The 14,215-nt window shown below is 58.2% G+C and carries 15 protein-coding genes and 1 pseudogene; 8 read left to right on the forward strand and 8 right to left on the reverse strand.

Going from position 1 to position 14,215, the window contains the following annotated elements; genetic code table 11:
- Positions 1-19 precede the first annotated feature (19 nt).
- From NKI10_RS27840 to istB, 3 genes and pseudogenes are all read left to right on the forward strand, one after another.
- Positions 20-154, forward strand: coding sequence for a KTSC domain-containing protein (locus NKI10_RS27840; RefSeq protein ID WP_352800990.1), 135 nt, complete (start codon positions 20-22; stop codon positions 152-154).
- A gap of 353 nt (positions 155-507) precedes the next feature.
- A pseudogene (gene istA, locus NKI10_RS27845) lies at positions 508-2,034 on the forward strand (IS21 family transposase).
- Positions 2,024-2,758 (forward strand): IS21-like element helper ATPase IstB, encoded by a 735-nt coding sequence (istB, locus tag NKI10_RS27850; RefSeq protein ID WP_352800992.1) that lies wholly within the window; start codon positions 2,024-2,026, stop codon positions 2,756-2,758. The pseudogene istA and the gene istB overlap by 11 nt, the downstream one beginning before the upstream one ends.
- 796 nt (positions 2,759-3,554) lie before the next feature.
- On the opposite strand, the gene NKI10_RS27855 is transcribed toward istB, so the two are convergent.
- Positions 3,555-3,953 carry a response regulator gene (locus NKI10_RS27855; protein WP_352800994.1) on the reverse strand — a complete coding sequence of 133 codons (399 nt, stop codon included), beginning with the start codon at positions 3,951-3,953 and terminating at the stop codon, positions 3,555-3,557.
- Between the two features lie 374 nt (positions 3,954-4,327).
- On the opposite strand from NKI10_RS27855, the gene NKI10_RS27860 reads away from it, so the two are divergent.
- Positions 4,328-5,128: a Crp/Fnr family transcriptional regulator gene (locus tag NKI10_RS27860; protein ID WP_352800996.1), complete on the forward strand. Its 801-nt coding sequence runs from the start codon at positions 4,328-4,330 to the stop codon at positions 5,126-5,128.
- A gap of 361 nt (positions 5,129-5,489) precedes the next feature.
- Here the strand turns inward: NKI10_RS27860 and NKI10_RS27865 are convergent, their stop codons facing one another.
- From NKI10_RS27865 to NKI10_RS27875, 3 genes are all read right to left on the reverse strand, one after another.
- Positions 5,490-5,774 carry a PilZ domain-containing protein gene (locus tag NKI10_RS27865; RefSeq protein WP_023716427.1) on the reverse strand — a complete coding sequence of 95 codons (285 nt, stop codon included), beginning with the start codon at positions 5,772-5,774 and terminating at the stop codon, positions 5,490-5,492.
- 159 nt (positions 5,775-5,933) lie between these two features.
- A complete protein-coding gene (locus tag NKI10_RS27870; protein ID WP_023669677.1) occupies positions 5,934-6,176 on the reverse strand; it encodes a DUF982 domain-containing protein in 243 nt (80 codons plus the stop codon).
- The gene (locus tag NKI10_RS27875) at positions 6,176-6,406 is read right to left on the reverse strand and encodes a hypothetical protein (protein WP_023832316.1); all 231 of its coding nucleotides are present in this window, start codon (positions 6,404-6,406) and stop codon (positions 6,176-6,178) included. The genes NKI10_RS27870 and NKI10_RS27875 overlap by 1 nt, the downstream gene beginning before the upstream one ends.
- A 621-nt stretch (positions 6,407-7,027) precedes the next feature.
- Here NKI10_RS27875 and NKI10_RS27880 point away from each other — a divergent pair.
- Complete coding sequence (locus NKI10_RS27880; protein WP_023692331.1) at positions 7,028-7,576, forward strand: hypothetical protein; 549 nt, start codon at positions 7,028-7,030, stop codon at positions 7,574-7,576.
- A gap of 280 nt (positions 7,577-7,856) precedes the next feature.
- On the opposite strand, the gene NKI10_RS27885 is transcribed toward NKI10_RS27880, so the two are convergent.
- Complete coding sequence (locus NKI10_RS27885) at positions 7,857-8,018, reverse strand: hypothetical protein (protein ID WP_352799884.1); 162 nt, start codon at positions 8,016-8,018, stop codon at positions 7,857-7,859.
- A gap of 215 nt (positions 8,019-8,233) precedes the next feature.
- Between NKI10_RS27885 and NKI10_RS27890 the strand changes: the two genes are divergently transcribed.
- The 3 genes from NKI10_RS27890 to NKI10_RS27900 all read left to right on the forward strand — a co-directional run bounded on the left by NKI10_RS27890 (position 8,234) and on the right by NKI10_RS27900 (position 11,390).
- Positions 8,234-8,455, forward strand: a complete 222-nt coding sequence (locus NKI10_RS27890; protein ID WP_352799887.1) for a DUF768 domain-containing protein — start codon at positions 8,234-8,236, stop codon at positions 8,453-8,455.
- Between the two features lie 1,086 nt (positions 8,456-9,541).
- A complete protein-coding gene (locus NKI10_RS27895) occupies positions 9,542-10,780 on the forward strand; it encodes a putative hexosyltransferase (protein WP_352799889.1) in 1,239 nt (412 codons plus the stop codon).
- On the forward strand, positions 10,767-11,390 hold the full coding sequence (locus tag NKI10_RS27900; protein WP_352862407.1) for a hypothetical protein: 624 nt from the start codon (positions 10,767-10,769) through the stop codon (positions 11,388-11,390). Before NKI10_RS27895 ends, NKI10_RS27900 begins: the two co-directional genes overlap by 14 nt.
- 562 nt (positions 11,391-11,952) lie before the next feature.
- Here NKI10_RS27900 and NKI10_RS27905 read toward each other — a convergent pair.
- The 3 genes from NKI10_RS27905 to NKI10_RS27915 are packed head-to-tail and all read right to left on the reverse strand — an operon-like array spanning position 11,953 to position 14,114.
- On the reverse strand, positions 11,953-12,402 hold the full coding sequence (locus NKI10_RS27905) for a GtrA family protein (protein ID WP_352799895.1): 450 nt from the start codon (positions 12,400-12,402) through the stop codon (positions 11,953-11,955).
- Positions 12,380-13,072, reverse strand: coding sequence for a class I SAM-dependent methyltransferase (locus NKI10_RS27910; protein WP_352799898.1), 693 nt, complete (start codon positions 13,070-13,072; stop codon positions 12,380-12,382). Before NKI10_RS27910 ends, NKI10_RS27905 begins: the two co-directional genes overlap by 23 nt.
- Positions 13,047-14,114, reverse strand: a complete 1,068-nt coding sequence (locus tag NKI10_RS27915) for a glycosyltransferase family 2 protein (RefSeq protein ID WP_352656103.1) — start codon at positions 14,112-14,114, stop codon at positions 13,047-13,049. The genes NKI10_RS27910 and NKI10_RS27915 overlap by 26 nt, the downstream gene beginning before the upstream one ends.
- Positions 14,115-14,215 lie beyond the last annotated feature (101 nt).

Raw genomic sequence — 14,215 nt, forward strand, 5'->3', positions numbered from 1 at the left:
CGGGAAGCATTAAGAGTTTTTGGACGTACCTGCTGAGGTCGTTGCGGCGTTCAAAGCTGCCTTTGCAAAGGGCGTCTATTTTAAGAGCCACATCCACAATCGTTATGCAGTCCGGCTGGCGCCAGCGAGGGCAGCAGGCTCGTCGGGCGATTGAGACAATTTCAAATCCAAAGAGGCCCGTGGGACCACAAGAAGGAAAGCGCGAACCTCACCATGTTGCAGCCGCCGGGCGACCCCACGGCTTTATCGTCGACTGGATCGCTGCCGTCGCATGAGGCCTTAAGGCGTGGCCGGCGCCAACTTGGCGGCTACTTGGTCGATCTTGTCGGCAAGTACGCCATTGGCCCCAATCTGTGACCTCAGGGTGAACGGGCTTGTTGGCCATCTGGGCAAGATGTTGATTGCCACTGAGTACTGACCCGGCAACCCAGGATATTTCCACCGAGAATTGAGCCATGTTTGACCCTTACCCTGCGTTTTTTCAGCGGGGATTACGGAGTGATCGACATGGCATTATTGAGCGTGATCAGACGCTGGAATTATCGAGAGCATTTATCGATCCGAGAGATTAGCCGCAGGACCGGCCTGTCTCGGAATACGGTGCGCAAATACCTGCGGGTGGACGAGGTCGAGCCGAAGTTCAAGGTTCCAGAGCGGCCGAGCAGGCTTGACGCATTTGCCGACCGTTTGTCAGCCTGGCTGAGGACGGAAGCCAAAAAGAACCGCAAGCAGAAACGCACGATCAAGCAGCTTCATGCCTATCTGCTGAGCCTTGGCTATGAGGGGTCATACGGTCGTGTCGCGGCTTTCGCTCGGGAGTGGAAGGCTGATCCGCAGAGGGAGTTACAGACGGTAGGGCGCGGAACATTCGTGCCGCTTTCGTTCGATCCAGGTGAAGCGTTCCAGTTCGACTGGTCCGAGGACTGGGCGATCATGGGCCATGAACGCACCAAGCTGCAAGTGGCCCATAGCAAGCTCAGCTACTCCAGGGCCTTCATCGTCTGGGCCCATCTGTTGCAGACGCATGAGATGCTGTTCGACGACCATAATCATGCCTTCGTGTCTTTGGCGGCGTTCCCCGGCGCTGCATCTACGACAATATGCGCACAGCAATCGACAAGGTCGGCCGCGGCAAGGAGCGCGACGTCAATGTCCGCTTCATGGCCATGGCCAGCCACTATCTCTTCGAGCCTGAGTTCTGCAATCCCGCCTCTGGCTGGGGGAAGGGACAGGTCGAGAAGAACGTCCAGGATGCGCGTCACCGACTGTGGCAACCCATGCCGCGCTTTCCATCATTGGAAGCCCTGAACGACTGGCTGGAGCTTCGATGCCAAGAGTTCTGGCACAAGACCCCGCATGGAAAATGCGCGGCACCATTGCCGATATCTGGGCTGAGGAAGCCCAGGCTCTCATGCCGGCGTCCCGTCTCTTCGACGGCTTTGTCGAATACACCAAGCGGGTCTCCCCAACCTGTCTCGTGCATCTGGAGCGCAACCGCTACAGCGTGCCGGCGTCGTTTGCCAATCGGCCGGTGAGCCTTCGGGTCTATCCGGATCGTGTCGTTGTCGCTGCGGAGGGTCTGATTGTCTGTGAGCATCGCCGCATCATTGATCGTTCGCATGATCGACCGGGGCAGACGATCTATGACTGGCGGTACTATCTGGCTGTCGTTCAGCGCAAACCAGGCGCCCTGCGCAACGGAGCACCCTTTGCCGAACTTCCCGATGCATTCAGGTCGTTGCAGCAGCATTTGCTCAAGAAGCCGGGCGGCGATCGCGAGATGGTCGACATCCTGGCACTTGTCCTTCAGCACGACGAGCAGGCCGTGCTTTGCGCCGTGGAAATGGCGCTGCAGGGCGGTGTTCCTGCCAAAACCCATGTGCTCAACCTTCGCCATCGGCTCGTCGACGGCAAATCGCTTATGCCCCCGACCATCAGCGCCCCCCAGGCTTGACGCTTACCAATGAGCCGAAAGCAAATGTCGAACGCTACGATGCCTTGAGGAAGGCCCTGGAGGTGCGCCATGCGTCATAACCCTGCCAGCGGCGCAATCGTCATCATGCTCCGGAGCCTGAAGATGCACGGCATGGCGCAAGCTGTAGGCGAACTTACCGAACAGGGAGCGCCAGCGTTTGAAGCCGCCATTCCGATCCTGTCGCAACTGCTCAAGGCCGAGACGGCGGAACGCGAGGTCAGGTCGACAGAGGCACTCGTGCGGCAGCTTCATCGTTGCGAGTTCGTCGATGAGGCCCACAACATTGTGCTCATCGGCGGCCCCGGAACCGGCAAAACCCATATTGCCACGGCCCTTGGCGTTCAGGCCATCGAGCATCATCACAAACGGGTTCGCTTCTTCTCGAGGGTCGAGCTGGTCAATGCGCTGGAACAGGAGAAGGCACAAGGAAGATCCGGCCAGATCGCCAATCGCCTCGTCCATTCCGATCTCGTGATCCTGGACGAACTTGGCTATCTGCCGTTCAGTGCATCAGGTGGAGCATTGCTCTTTCATCTGCTGAGCAAACTCTACGAACGCACCAGCGTCATCATCACCACAAACCGCAGCTTCAGCGAGTGGGCGAGTGTCTTCGGCGATGCCAAGATGACGACCGCGCTTCTCGACAGGCTGACCCATCATTGCCACATCCTCGAAACCGGAAACGACAGCTTCCGCTTCAAGAACAGCTCTGCCCACGAGCCCAAAAAAGCGAAGGAGAAAGCCAGAACCTTGACCCTCAACACCGAACCGAAACATACATGAGAGGCGGGTCACTTCTCGGTGGAAATGCCGGGTCAGTTCTCAGTGAAAATCAACAGACGCCCGAAAAAACTCGCATCCTCGTAGCCGACTTCATTCGCCACCGCCTCGACACGTAGACGCCCCCCTCCGGCACTAGTGCTTCTTTCGCCTTAGGAGAGTTACCTCCTCTCCGAGCGCCCATACATCAAGCTAGGACCGTTCGAGTGTTCCGGGGCTTTGAAGGCGCCAGCAAAGCCACCTCGATTTTCTACATTTCAACTGAGAGAAGACCCGAAATGTACGTCCTTAACCATTCATTGACTCCCGCCGCTTGCGATCTCTAAATCGTTTCTGAGGGAACGTTCTTGCACGCTGCGTTTTGGGAGGCGCTCGATGTTGAACCGACTTGATCACCCATACCTTTCCCCCGCTGATTTGCAGACCTGCAAACGGGTCTTCGAGCGGCTTTGTGCCGAGCGAAATTTCGACCATGCGAGCGAAGAAGCAGAGCACATCGCTCCGGCGGTGATCCGTCACTTTCGAGAAGGCCACGTAGATGAAGGCGATCTTTGGCTTGCCGTCCGAATGTGCCGCACATTTCGGGAGGCCTTGGCGATGCATCGCAGTGTCGGCAGGCTGGCTTCCTATGAGGGCGTCGCGCGGAGCTCGTATTTGCCGAGCAGCCGGAGATAGTGCGTTAGAGTCCGTGGGGCGCCGCAAATCAGGCCCTCGCCGTCGCGAAAGGTCCCTTCACGGGGCCTGACATTGAGCACCTCTCCTTCGAGCTCGGGATCAAACAGCTAGCTTCCAGCCGCAGCTATTCTGAGGCTGGGAGTTGGTCCACTCCCTGTCGATTGAGGAGAGTTGCCAGCCCGGTAATGATCTGCGGCATAACAAACGGCTTGGTGATCATCAGGCTGTTGGGTACGCCAAGCGACGGCCAGTCGTCCGCGCCATCGCCACTCATGTATATCACTGGCATGGTAGGATTGGCGGCTCGGAGGTGCCGGGCCACATCCCACCCGGTAGGGCCGTATCCAAGTCTGATATCTGTCAGCAGAGCCGCAACTCGCTCCGGCTCACGATCAAAAGTCGCAATGGCTTCAAGGCCCTTTAAGACGGCGATCACCTCGAACCCGGCCTCGCGGAGGGAGTTCTCGATGTCTAAGAGGATCATGCTCTCATCCTCTACGATCAGGACGGAACCCGACGGCATTGAAAGCCCTGCCCCCCGTGAGTAATGCCTCAGCAATTCAACGGCCGCAGGCCTCGAATGTTCCTTGCGCAATAACATATGTTAATGCGGGACAGAAGGCTGTGATCCGGAGGGCACGGCTTTGAAGGGGATGGCCCCTCGCAAAAACAGCCACTTAGACGGGAACTTATATCAAATGTTAAAGTTAGGAAGGTCTCTGAGCGGTTGGGAAGGATCCTAGGCAGCATGATGTCTGAGCCCGAGCGTCGCCTTGTCCAAAGGCTTATCGACGAGACCGACATAACGGAGGCGCAAGCCTTGGAGTTGATAGCGCTTCTGGGAGCGAATTGGTCCAAAGGCATCCAGCACGATCTAACGTCGCCAGCCCTACCGCCATGGAGAACATTAGCGCCCAGAGCAAATTGGTGGGCTACCCGAACGGGTTCTTGATGGCACAGGCTCCTTCTTCAAACATCTTGATCCGCAAGCTCCAGACCATCTCGGAACTCGCACAATCAGATATTGGCATTCTGGGGAACATCTCGATTCAGGAGAAGGAATATCAGGCCAACGAAGACATTCTGCGCGAGGGCGACAAGCCGAGCCTTTCCTTCGTCGTTCTTGACGGCTTGATAGGGTCGACCACACTAACCGGGGAGGGCAAGCGTCAGATCTCCTCCTTTTTTGTTCCGGGCGACATTCCCGACCTGCATGGTCTGCATTTGTCGGTCATGGATTGCACTTTCACCCCTCTCATGCCCGCTCGGGTGGGCTTCATGCGGCACGACGCTCTTCGCACTATATGCGACCAGCACCCTTCGATAACGAGAGTGTTTTGGCGCTCCACTGTGATCGATGCGGCGATCTATCGAGAGTGGGTCACCAACGTCGGAAGGCGCGACGCCTACTCTCGTATCGCTCACATTTTTTGCGAACTCATTGTCCGCCTTCGCTCGGTAGGTCGCATAGAAGATCATGTGGCCTATCTCCCCATAACGCAGGCTGCACTTGGCGACGCAGTTGGCCTCTCCACCGTGCACGTGAACCGAGTGCTCCAGGACCTTAGACGCGATGGTCTGATATCCACCGTCGGGTCGCGTTTTCAGGCGAGCGACTGGGCAGGGCTCGTTCGCGCCGCAGATTTTGACTCTACCTATCTGCACCAAAGGGCTGCGCAAACGGGTCTCGGTTTCTGAGCCTGCTGGGTCGCTCACAAGCCGCTGAGCCCCCTCGCGATACTTGAAACCGAATCTGCTCTAGAACATGCACTCCACACGATGTCGATCACTGCTTGAGAACTGAATCGCAGAATTACCTAGCAACGGAATCACTTCTCAAAGATACGGCCTCAGGAAGGAGCCGACGAAACCTGAACGGTGTGGGCGCTCCGACTGAATATCTGGACGAGGAATATTCCCGCTATCTCGTCAGCCTTCTCACCGTGTCGACCTGAAGCGAAGGTTCGCCGGGGGTAACCTCTAAAGTACGACTGCCCTGAAACACGTGCGGAGCGCCGGATAGTGTCCAAATTTCGCAAAGCCAATGCACCGGCGCTGCTTAGCCATAGTGGAGACGCGGCTTTGGCAACGTTCCTATAAATTGAACCCCAATTCGGTCGTTCCTGCGCCACCGCAGAACTGCCTGGTAGGCAACGCCGTCGGTCGGCACGTAAAGCACGAACCGCTCAGGGACACGCGATTCCACCGGGACTTTGAGTTCAGCTCCGCCACTGTTTTGGTTCCGAATGGTGCAACTGATCTCGGAGTTTGTAATTCCGCTGATGATTGAGGCGCCTTTCAGCACCCGCTGCCTCCGTTCGCGGCGATGCTCTTCATCAACCATGTGACCTCCATCGGTCACCCCCCGGCCCTATGGTACGCCCACCGGCGAACAACTGTCCATCTGGGGCGTCGCTCGGTAGCCGGACGGCATAGATGCCCGTTGCGCTGGTGAATTCGCCGACCAGACGCGAACAGACCCGAATGGTCCCGTCCAGCGGTGTCAGTCCGGCAGCAGCATCTCCTCTTCATCAGCCGCGGCCTCGAACAGCAGCCGGAAGTCATTACCTGGCATTTTGCCATCCATCGCAGATAGGCAAGCCTCGGCGGCCAGTCGCCACTTGGGGCCACGATTGGACCACTTTAGAAGCTCCTCCGCGGCGGCATCAACTCGGTTGACACCAAGGCGAAGCCCCGGGCGCTCAGTCTTCACATAAACCGGAGGGTTGAACCAACGGTGGGGCATCAAGCCTCTCGAACGTCAAAGGCGATGAACAGTCCCCAAACGGAGGCTGATTTGACGATCATTTCGACCAACTGGCAGTCAGTCTCACGAAGATCATGGCCGCGCTCGCGCACCGCTGCAATGGTCGCCTTCACGGAAATTATATTGCCCGGTTGAGAACCCAACAGGACCTCGCGAACCAACTCCTTGGCCGTTCGCTGTGCAGGCCGAACAGGTGCTTGAATGTCCATCCCATCCTCCCAGAGAGATAGAACGTCAACCAGCTATTCTGTGGTGCATCTTCCGAGAAAGGCAACTGCCGGAAACGTACAAAGCAGGTTGTTTAGGGGCGCAATTCCCTTCGACCGATTTGCGCTTCGTTATCGTGGCGACGGATGGCGGTGCTCGGAGCGTCTCGGAGCCGTGCACCTCAACTCGACGACATCGACCCGAGGCGCACGCTGATCCGAGGAGCAGGACGAGGGAGGCTGGGACCGAAACGCCATGCTCTCGACCAACGGGTGGAACTCTCAGGTGGTGCGACGATGACGCCGAACGCCAATCTTCGAGCTGGCACGGAGGGCAAGCGTTCCCTGCAGCAATCGCGCAGGTAAAGCCCAGGCCCCCGAATAGCGCCCCAGCCTCCATGCACTGCCAGCATCAACGGCAGGAACAAGGCGAAGTTCTGACCCCGATCGCCGACCGACTTCGGTGCCGAAATTGTTACCAAGCGAGCGATGTCCGGGCCTTCAAGGCCTCTTCTTATTCCGGCCAAGCCGGCCCGGAGCGCCGCATTCACTCACATCCCTTGAACCTGAGTGCAGAGTTGCCGCATCGAAGCCATTTGAGCAGCCGAGTTCGCGCCCGAACCCGTGCTGGTGCTGGCGGTCGTATCGCCAGCTGTATTCGAGGATCCCGACGTGCCGGTGGTTGTACCCGAACCAGTGCTGTTGCTGGCCGTGGTGTTACTGCCGGTCGAACCAGAGCTGCCTGAAGTGCCGGTGGCTGTGCCAGAGCCGGTGCCGATACTCGCCGTTGTATCACTGCCGGTCGAAGCCGAGCTACCTGACGTGCCGGTCATTGTGCCAGAGCCAGTGCCGTTACTGGCCGTCATTCTCGAGCAGTCGGAGCGAACCTGTGCCTGCTGTTCAGAGCTCAGGGACGACCAGTTCTTGCGGATCTCATCCTGCGACAGAAGTCTTCCCGAATTGGCGTCGCTGAAGAATGAGCCGGAGAGCTTGCTGTCCCAGCCGCTCGGGATACCGCTTTGGCCGGAGCCGGACGTAGAGCTCATACCCGACCCGGCCGATGAGCCGGAAGTTCCGTTCGTGCCGCTGGATGTTCCCGACGACTGCGCCAAGGCCGCGGTGGCGAGACAGAGAGAGATCGCTGTAGCTGTCAAAATCTTACGTTTCATGTGAGTCTCCTTTGGGGTTCGACGCCGTTGCGGCGTCGAATCCCAATCTCGAGGAAAGGCACTTGTTCCTGTAGAGAGCGGAATTGAATGTCATGATCCATGCGCACCAGTCTTGGGTCTCCAATGCGATGCCGGAGCGCCTCAAGGACCACCGAACCGCAGGCAAGGGCAAGCGGTCGGCAGCAGCCAGGAGGGCGACCAGAGCGCCAACATAGAAAGGAAGGAGGTAAGCAAATATTCGCTTCCGCTAATTTAAAGGACCGCACTTGTGGTCCGCAGCGAAGTTAAACTTTGTCAACATGCGGCCTTTTTTGCCGCAGCGGCGCCATATGGCTTTCGACCAGGCGCACGTGCTCGGCCTCGACAGTCACCAATGGCCGGAGGCTGACGGTCACCTTGTCGCCGCCGATGCGCGTGACCGGGCCGATTAATTCAATGCTGGCCAATCACTGAGAGATCGAAGCGACAACACAATGCGGGAAGTCATAGGTGGGGATCGTCACACTTATGCGATCGGGATCACCCGACCGCGCACAATCGCCGTGACGGCGACCTCGTCGCCAACTTTGATATTGCCCCGAGCCATGTCCAAGAGCCTGGAGCAGCCGGCGCCGGCGTCAAGATGAGCGGAACCTAATATGCGCGGGCGCTTTATCTGCACATGAGCACGCGCGGCGCAGACTTTCTGCACAAGTGGATTTTGAACAAGGTCCCTGATACGGTCGGTGCCGGTGTCATCTCTGTTGCCGAGCTGACCCAAGAGCTTTTCGCCGATGCTAAAGCGCTCGGCATCAAAACGACAGAGATCGAGGAAGACGTCAGCAGCGCCTACGAAGCGATCCTCAACGCGGTCGTCCGCCGTAACGACCACTTGGCAAACTGATCATGTCGCGGTGCTAAGGGCGAGAGACAACGATAGAACAGGTCTTCCTTTGTTTGGCAGCCCTGTAGTCAGCTTCCCACGGCAATGCTTCGATGTCGGGCTTGTGCCCCGCTTCACGGTAGGCGGCCTGAGCCAGGTAACTTGCTTTGTCCCGCTCCACAAGGCAGACAAACGGCGGATTTCCCGGGCACCTGTAAAGGCCTACAGCTTTTTCCATGCAATAGGTGTCCTACGGGTGCTCGAGCATGTCGTCCTTCATTGCGATGACAGAACAAGAGAGAAGATAGCATCGGCCCGGCGCCCCTGTAAGGTATTCGGCGAGCTTATTAATGTGGGGTTTACCATTGCTTTCGAGGGTGGCTGCGATGGTTGCAACGCATACGGATATCGCTCTGGCGGCCCTTCAGGCCACCTTCCTATCTCGGCAGCGGTCCATGGCGGGGACCACCGCACTTCGCAGGGAGATGGACAACTCGACAAAGAATGCGGCTTCACGCGAGCTGCTGAAGCGCCTTCGTCAACGTCATCGCGACGACGTGGCGCGAGGCTGGGAAGATGCCGACCGGCTCCTGTTGCCGTGTCCGCGTTCCAGGCCGACGTTCTCCGCTCTGCATTCCGAAACCTAGTGAAGGAAACGGGTGTGCCTGAGTGTCAATGGCGCGATTTTTGGCGGAGACCGGCTGATGGCCAAGGTTCCCGAAGGCCTTTGCCGGCCGTTGGCGCATCGTCGGTATCGATGTTTGGGACAACGACTTCCTCGATCTCGTCGGCGGAAGCACATCTGACATTCAAAGGCTTGGCGGATGGCGAGATCCCTTCAAGGTGGCCCTCACCGGAGGGGTACCCAGCGCGGTCGGCCGCCCAGCCATGCATGTCGATGAAGAAGGTCGCCCGTTGCGAGGAAACGGTGCCGTTGAAGCGCGAATATCGCTCCCTTCCTCGGCTGGTGTGATCGGTCCACCTGACCCAAGGACTTCCTGCTGCAGAAGGAACCGAAGCGGCGCGGCATCGTTGATCCTTAAGTTCAGTCGCAGAGGGGGCTTCAAGTCTGGTTGATGATCTTGATGCTTTCGAGGGACCGATTTTATGGCTGGCAGCGCCATCGAGCAGGCGAACACAGGCTCGCCATCGGAGAGTATGGCGGCCTCACCTGTGGAGACACAACTGGCGCTTGGAGACTTGGCCCGCGCAAACGCTGGCGGTCGCCTTTGGGTCATCGCCGCTTCGGTTCCGCTCCTGTTCATGATCAGCGGGCTTGTCATTCGGTATGCTGCATTCCATTCAGTCTCGGCAGTGCCAGGCTTCGAAGCTTATGCGCGTGCGCTCTGCAGGTGGGACTGCGCGTGGTATGTGGACATTTCCGAACACGGCTACGAGGGTTTTCCCATTCCAGGCCAAAGCAACGTCGGACGCTGGGGCTTCTTTCCATTGTATCCCATGCTCGTGACGACCCTTCGGTTTGCTTTCCCTTTTTCGACGATTCTGATCGCGACGATCACCTCGACTGCGTGCAGCTATGCCGCCTGCCTTGTGGCATGGCCACTTCTGGAGAAGAACGTCCGCGCTTACATACTGTATTGCGCTTTTCTGCTTAGCGGGCCGTTCTCCTTCCACTTCACCACGTTCCTTACCGAACCTCTTTTCGTGCTTCTGACGTCGTGCGTCTTTTTGGCACTCAAGCGCTCCAACTACCTGGCTGCTGGCGTTACATGCGCTTTGCTGTCCGCAACGAGGCTGGTCGGGGTCCTTGCTGTGTTTGCAATGGTCAATCAAATGTTCGAGCAGCACCGCCAGCAGGGCGGGTCGGCGGTGTCTTTCCCGCGATGGGTACTTGGTCGTCCGGATATGCTGGTAGCTATCTTCATCTCGCCCGCCGGCCTGTTTGCTTACATGCTCTTTTTGTATCTCACTGTCGGGGACGGGTTTGCTTTCTTGCACGTCCAGCGCGCGTTTGGGCGGGTTGCTGGCGATCCGCTCCTTTTTCTATGGGACGGTCTCGCTGCTGTTCCGACAAAAGGCTGGCTGCCCACGGCGCCGCAATGGAGCGCGCTCGCAGCGATTGTAGGGCTGACCCTATCGGTCGTTCTGGCGGCCCGCAGGCGATATGGCGCTGCGCTCTTCTGTGCGAGCAGCATCATCCTGCCGTTGATCACCAACCTGGCTTCCATGGTTAGATACGTCATTGGGCTTGCGCCGCTGCTGATGTTGATTGCCGAGCTGCTGTCGGTATCGAAGCTGACCTATCTGGTGATTTTGGCTCTTTTCCTGAGCGCATCTTATTTCATGACTTTGGCGTGGATTGGAGGCTATCTTGCCCTGGTCTGACAGCCTGTCACTCTATGGCCGTGCTGGCTCGACTCGCGGCTACGCGCTGGCGTTGGTTCTGGCCGTGTCCGAGATCATCATCCTCGCACTCGCTCTCAATCCAGATGTCAACGCCGATTATCGGGCCTATTACATCGATCGCACGACGACGTGCCTCAATCGCGATGCGGTTGGCAGCTACACTCCTGGCCACACGGTATCGTTTCGATCCGACGGCGCCAAACAAGCAGCCGGCATGATGGTCTGCGGTTGGTCGGGCCCGGTAGCCGACGGAACCCATTCGCTGGGCGAGACCTCTCGGTTGAGACTGGAAATACCTTCGCTTCGCGACGAGCTTACGGCAACGCTACAAATGTCCGCCGTCATTCGTCCACCACAGACCATCCAAAGGGTAATCATCTCGGTGAACGGAGTTCGCGTACACGAGGTAACACTGTCGAGCAAAGACCCGACGACGATCTCGTTCGCGATCCCGCACGCAGCGTTTGCTAACGCAAAGGTACTCGAAGTGACTTTCGATTATCGCGACGGGATTCCGCCAAGCCCAGCCGCCAGCAAGATCTACAAACGCGCCATTAAATTGGTATCGTTTCGGCTCGACGCCGGCTAGAGAGCACTTCACCGTTTTGTGCAAACGGTGAAGTGCTCTAACTCTTTATTTAACGCAATTCCGGACGGAAACACCGCTTCACGACTTCTGGAGTTGCCCTATTTCACCAGCACAACAGTTCCGTGATCATCTCATGTGCCTGCACCTCCCGGATGGAGGAGAGCCGTCGTGTGCTCCTCGCCGCTGGCTGGCAGCCAATCGCGATAAGGTAGAGCGCGGCGGGCTCGAGATCATTGGTCGCCGGGATTGCGGCACTGCGCAGCGTCCGCCGGGGTCACGTTTTCTTTTGCGCGTCGTCGCCTCGAACGGCTGATCGGTACGGGACGCAGGGCTCCCTTCGGAACGGAAGATTAATGAAATTAGGGCTTGTCTGCGGCGACAAACCATTCGGTGATCACCACCCTGCGTAGAGGGCACATCACTGATCGTCACGTCGTCCTGGTCAAAATTATCTGCATGAGATCGTTCCTTGCGTTGGCCGTGATTCAGCAAGCGGCTTTGGAGCAGTTCACGTTACCGTGAAACGGTGTTTTTAGAACGAATCTTTCTGGCGGATTGCGTATCAGCCATCGCCGGTCTGATCGGGAATGTGTTCCGCAAAGACCCATCGGTCGAGCACGACGAAATTGATCCCGGGTACAAGCAAGCAGGTAATCATGATGGGAAAGATCAGGGGCAGGCCCAGCTTCGCCGTCAAAAGCGCCGGCGCGCCATAGGCGATCGCCAAGCCGATCGCCGCCAGCAAGAGAAAACGCGGAGCCTCTGATCTGTGCGACCCGCGCGACATGAAGGTTACTGACCTGTGCGCGAGATAGGAAAACAACGCCGCGGTTGCGTAAGCTGCAAGGGACGCTCGGACGGGGCTGAAGCCGAACCGTTCCGATTTGACAAAGGCGGCTGCCAAGGCGGCATACAGGATTGTGGCGGCGATGCCGACCAGGCCGAAGCGGGCCAGAAGCTTTAGGGTGCCGCCGCCGGCAGATCGATGCTCAGACACGCCCACTACACGCATACTGGGCTCCAAGCGGCAGCAGCGCCAGGGCACGCTCAACCTGTCTGGCGAACCCGCCGGTCGACGGGAGCAGCAGGAAGTGCTCGGATCGAACCTCCCTAAAGCCTGCTTGTCGAAAGAGGGCCGCTGCTCTGACCGCGTTGAGAAGGACCACGTCTTGGTCGAACGGACACCGGAGCACCGCCAGACGCGTCAGCGGATTATAGGGATTGTGCTCGATGATACAGGCGACGCCGCCTTGCCGCACGACCCGTCGCATCTCGCGAAAAAAATCGAGCCAGGATGCGGGCGAAACATGATGAACAACACAACTGGCAAAAGCCAAGTCGAACACGCAGTCGTCGTAAGGCAGGCCCGTCGTGGTGCATGTTCTATAGACCACGCCCGGATTGTCCTCGCTGGCGCGCTGGATCGACCCTTGCGAGACGTCGCAGCCATCCAGGCGATCGAAAGCGCCGTCTAGATAAGGATGGAGCGAACCGACACCGCAGCCCACATCAAGCGCCCGCACCATGGCTCCCCGGCGACGAAGTCCTCGCTCGGAGACTAGGCGCCGCAGCAGGTCGGCCTTTGCAGCCAAAAAGAAATCGTGCTTGAGTCCGGAAAAGCTGATCGACCCATCGATCGTCTCTGCATAACTGGATCTATAGCTGTCGAAGAGTTCGGCCACCGGGAGCGACTCCGTTGTTGGGCTTGCGAAATGATCTCCGGCGCCCACCAGCGATGGCAGGCACCGGCTCGTCGAAGCCGGTAAGCCGATTGATCACGTAAAGAGGGCGGCGTTTCACCTCGGCGTGGATACTACCGACATAGAGGCCGACCACGCCGGTCATGAAAAGATTGATGCCACACAGAAACGATACGATCACCACGGTGGACGTCCAGCCGGCAATGACGCCGGTTTCAAAAATCCAGGCGAACACGGCGTAAGCGCCAAAGGTCAGGGCAAGTGCGGAAATCGCCGATCCGCCCCAAAGCGCAAAGTGGAGCGGCTTTTCCGAGAAGCTGACAACGGCGTGAACGGCAAGGTGCATCATCTTCCAGAAAGGGTATTTGGTCTGGCCGATGGTCCTCGGAGGGCGTTCGAATGGCACCGCCGCTTGCTTGAATCCCATCCAGCCGAACATGCCTCTGACGAAGCGATCATGTTCAGGCATGTGTCTGAAGACGTCCAGCGCATGGCGGCCGACCAGGCGGAAGTCCCCGACGTTGCGCGGGATGTTGACCGCCGTCATCTTCTCCAGGAAACGGTAGAAAAGATCGGCGCTAAGCCGCTTGAACCACGATTCGCCTTCGCGCTTAACACGGCGGGCGTACACGATCTCGAAACCTTCCTTCCACTTTGCCACGAGATCAAGAACGACCTCCGGTGGATCTTGCAGGTCGGCATCCATGACGATGACGGCATCCCCCGCAGCAGCATCCATGCCTGCCGTGATCGCAATCTGGTGTCCGAAATTACGGGAAAGCTCGATAAGCCGGAAGCGAGGTTCGGCGGTGACCACCCGCCGAAGGTATTTGACGCTGCCGTCATGACTACCGTCATCGACGAAAATCGCTTCGGTCTCTCCGTCCAGCCGACTGATCAGTGATCTGATCCGTTCGATCAGTCGCGGCAGCACTTGTTCTTCATTATATATCGGCAGGACCAGCGAGTAGCGCGGCGACGCGTTCACTCCCGTCCCGACGCTTTGGATCACAGAGGCTCGCATGCGGATGAAAATGAAGAGCCCGCACCAAAGTTCCATAAGGTGTAACTAATTTAGAAACTTTAGATATGGCGAATCGGTTGGAAAGGCAGGCGCGTTCCCTT

This window comes from Mesorhizobium sp. M0802 (assembly GCF_040320115.1).
Classification (GTDB): Bacteria; Pseudomonadota; Alphaproteobacteria; order Rhizobiales; family Rhizobiaceae; genus Mesorhizobium.

Bases quoted from the DNA above. Each gene is read 5' to 3' on its own strand.
- istB (WP_352800992.1), top strand. From the start codon at position 2,024: ATGCGTCATAACCCTGCCAGCGGCGCAATCGTCATCATGCTCCGGAGC.
- NKI10_RS27855 (WP_352800994.1), bottom strand. From the start codon at position 3,953: ATGCCGTCGGGTTCCGTCCTGATCGTAGAGGATGAGAGCATGATCCTC.
- NKI10_RS27860 (WP_352800996.1), top strand. From the start codon at position 4,328: ATGGAGAACATTAGCGCCCAGAGCAAATTGGTGGGCTACCCGAACGGG.
- NKI10_RS27865 (WP_023716427.1), bottom strand. From the start codon at position 5,774: ATGGTTGATGAAGAGCATCGCCGCGAACGGAGGCAGCGGGTGCTGAAA.
- NKI10_RS27870 (WP_023669677.1), bottom strand. From the start codon at position 6,176: ATGCCCCACCGTTGGTTCAACCCTCCGGTTTATGTGAAGACTGAGCGC.
- NKI10_RS27875 (WP_023832316.1), bottom strand. From the start codon at position 6,406: ATGGACATTCAAGCACCTGTTCGGCCTGCACAGCGAACGGCCAAGGAG.
- NKI10_RS27890 (WP_352799887.1), top strand. From the start codon at position 8,234: ATGAGCACGCGCGGCGCAGACTTTCTGCACAAGTGGATTTTGAACAAG.
- NKI10_RS27895 (WP_352799889.1), top strand. From the start codon at position 9,542: ATGGCTGGCAGCGCCATCGAGCAGGCGAACACAGGCTCGCCATCGGAG.
- NKI10_RS27905 (WP_352799895.1), bottom strand. From the start codon at position 12,402: ATGCGTGTAGTGGGCGTGTCTGAGCATCGATCTGCCGGCGGCGGCACC.
- NKI10_RS27915 (WP_352656103.1), bottom strand. From the start codon at position 14,114: ATGCGAGCCTCTGTGATCCAAAGCGTCGGGACGGGAGTGAACGCGTCG.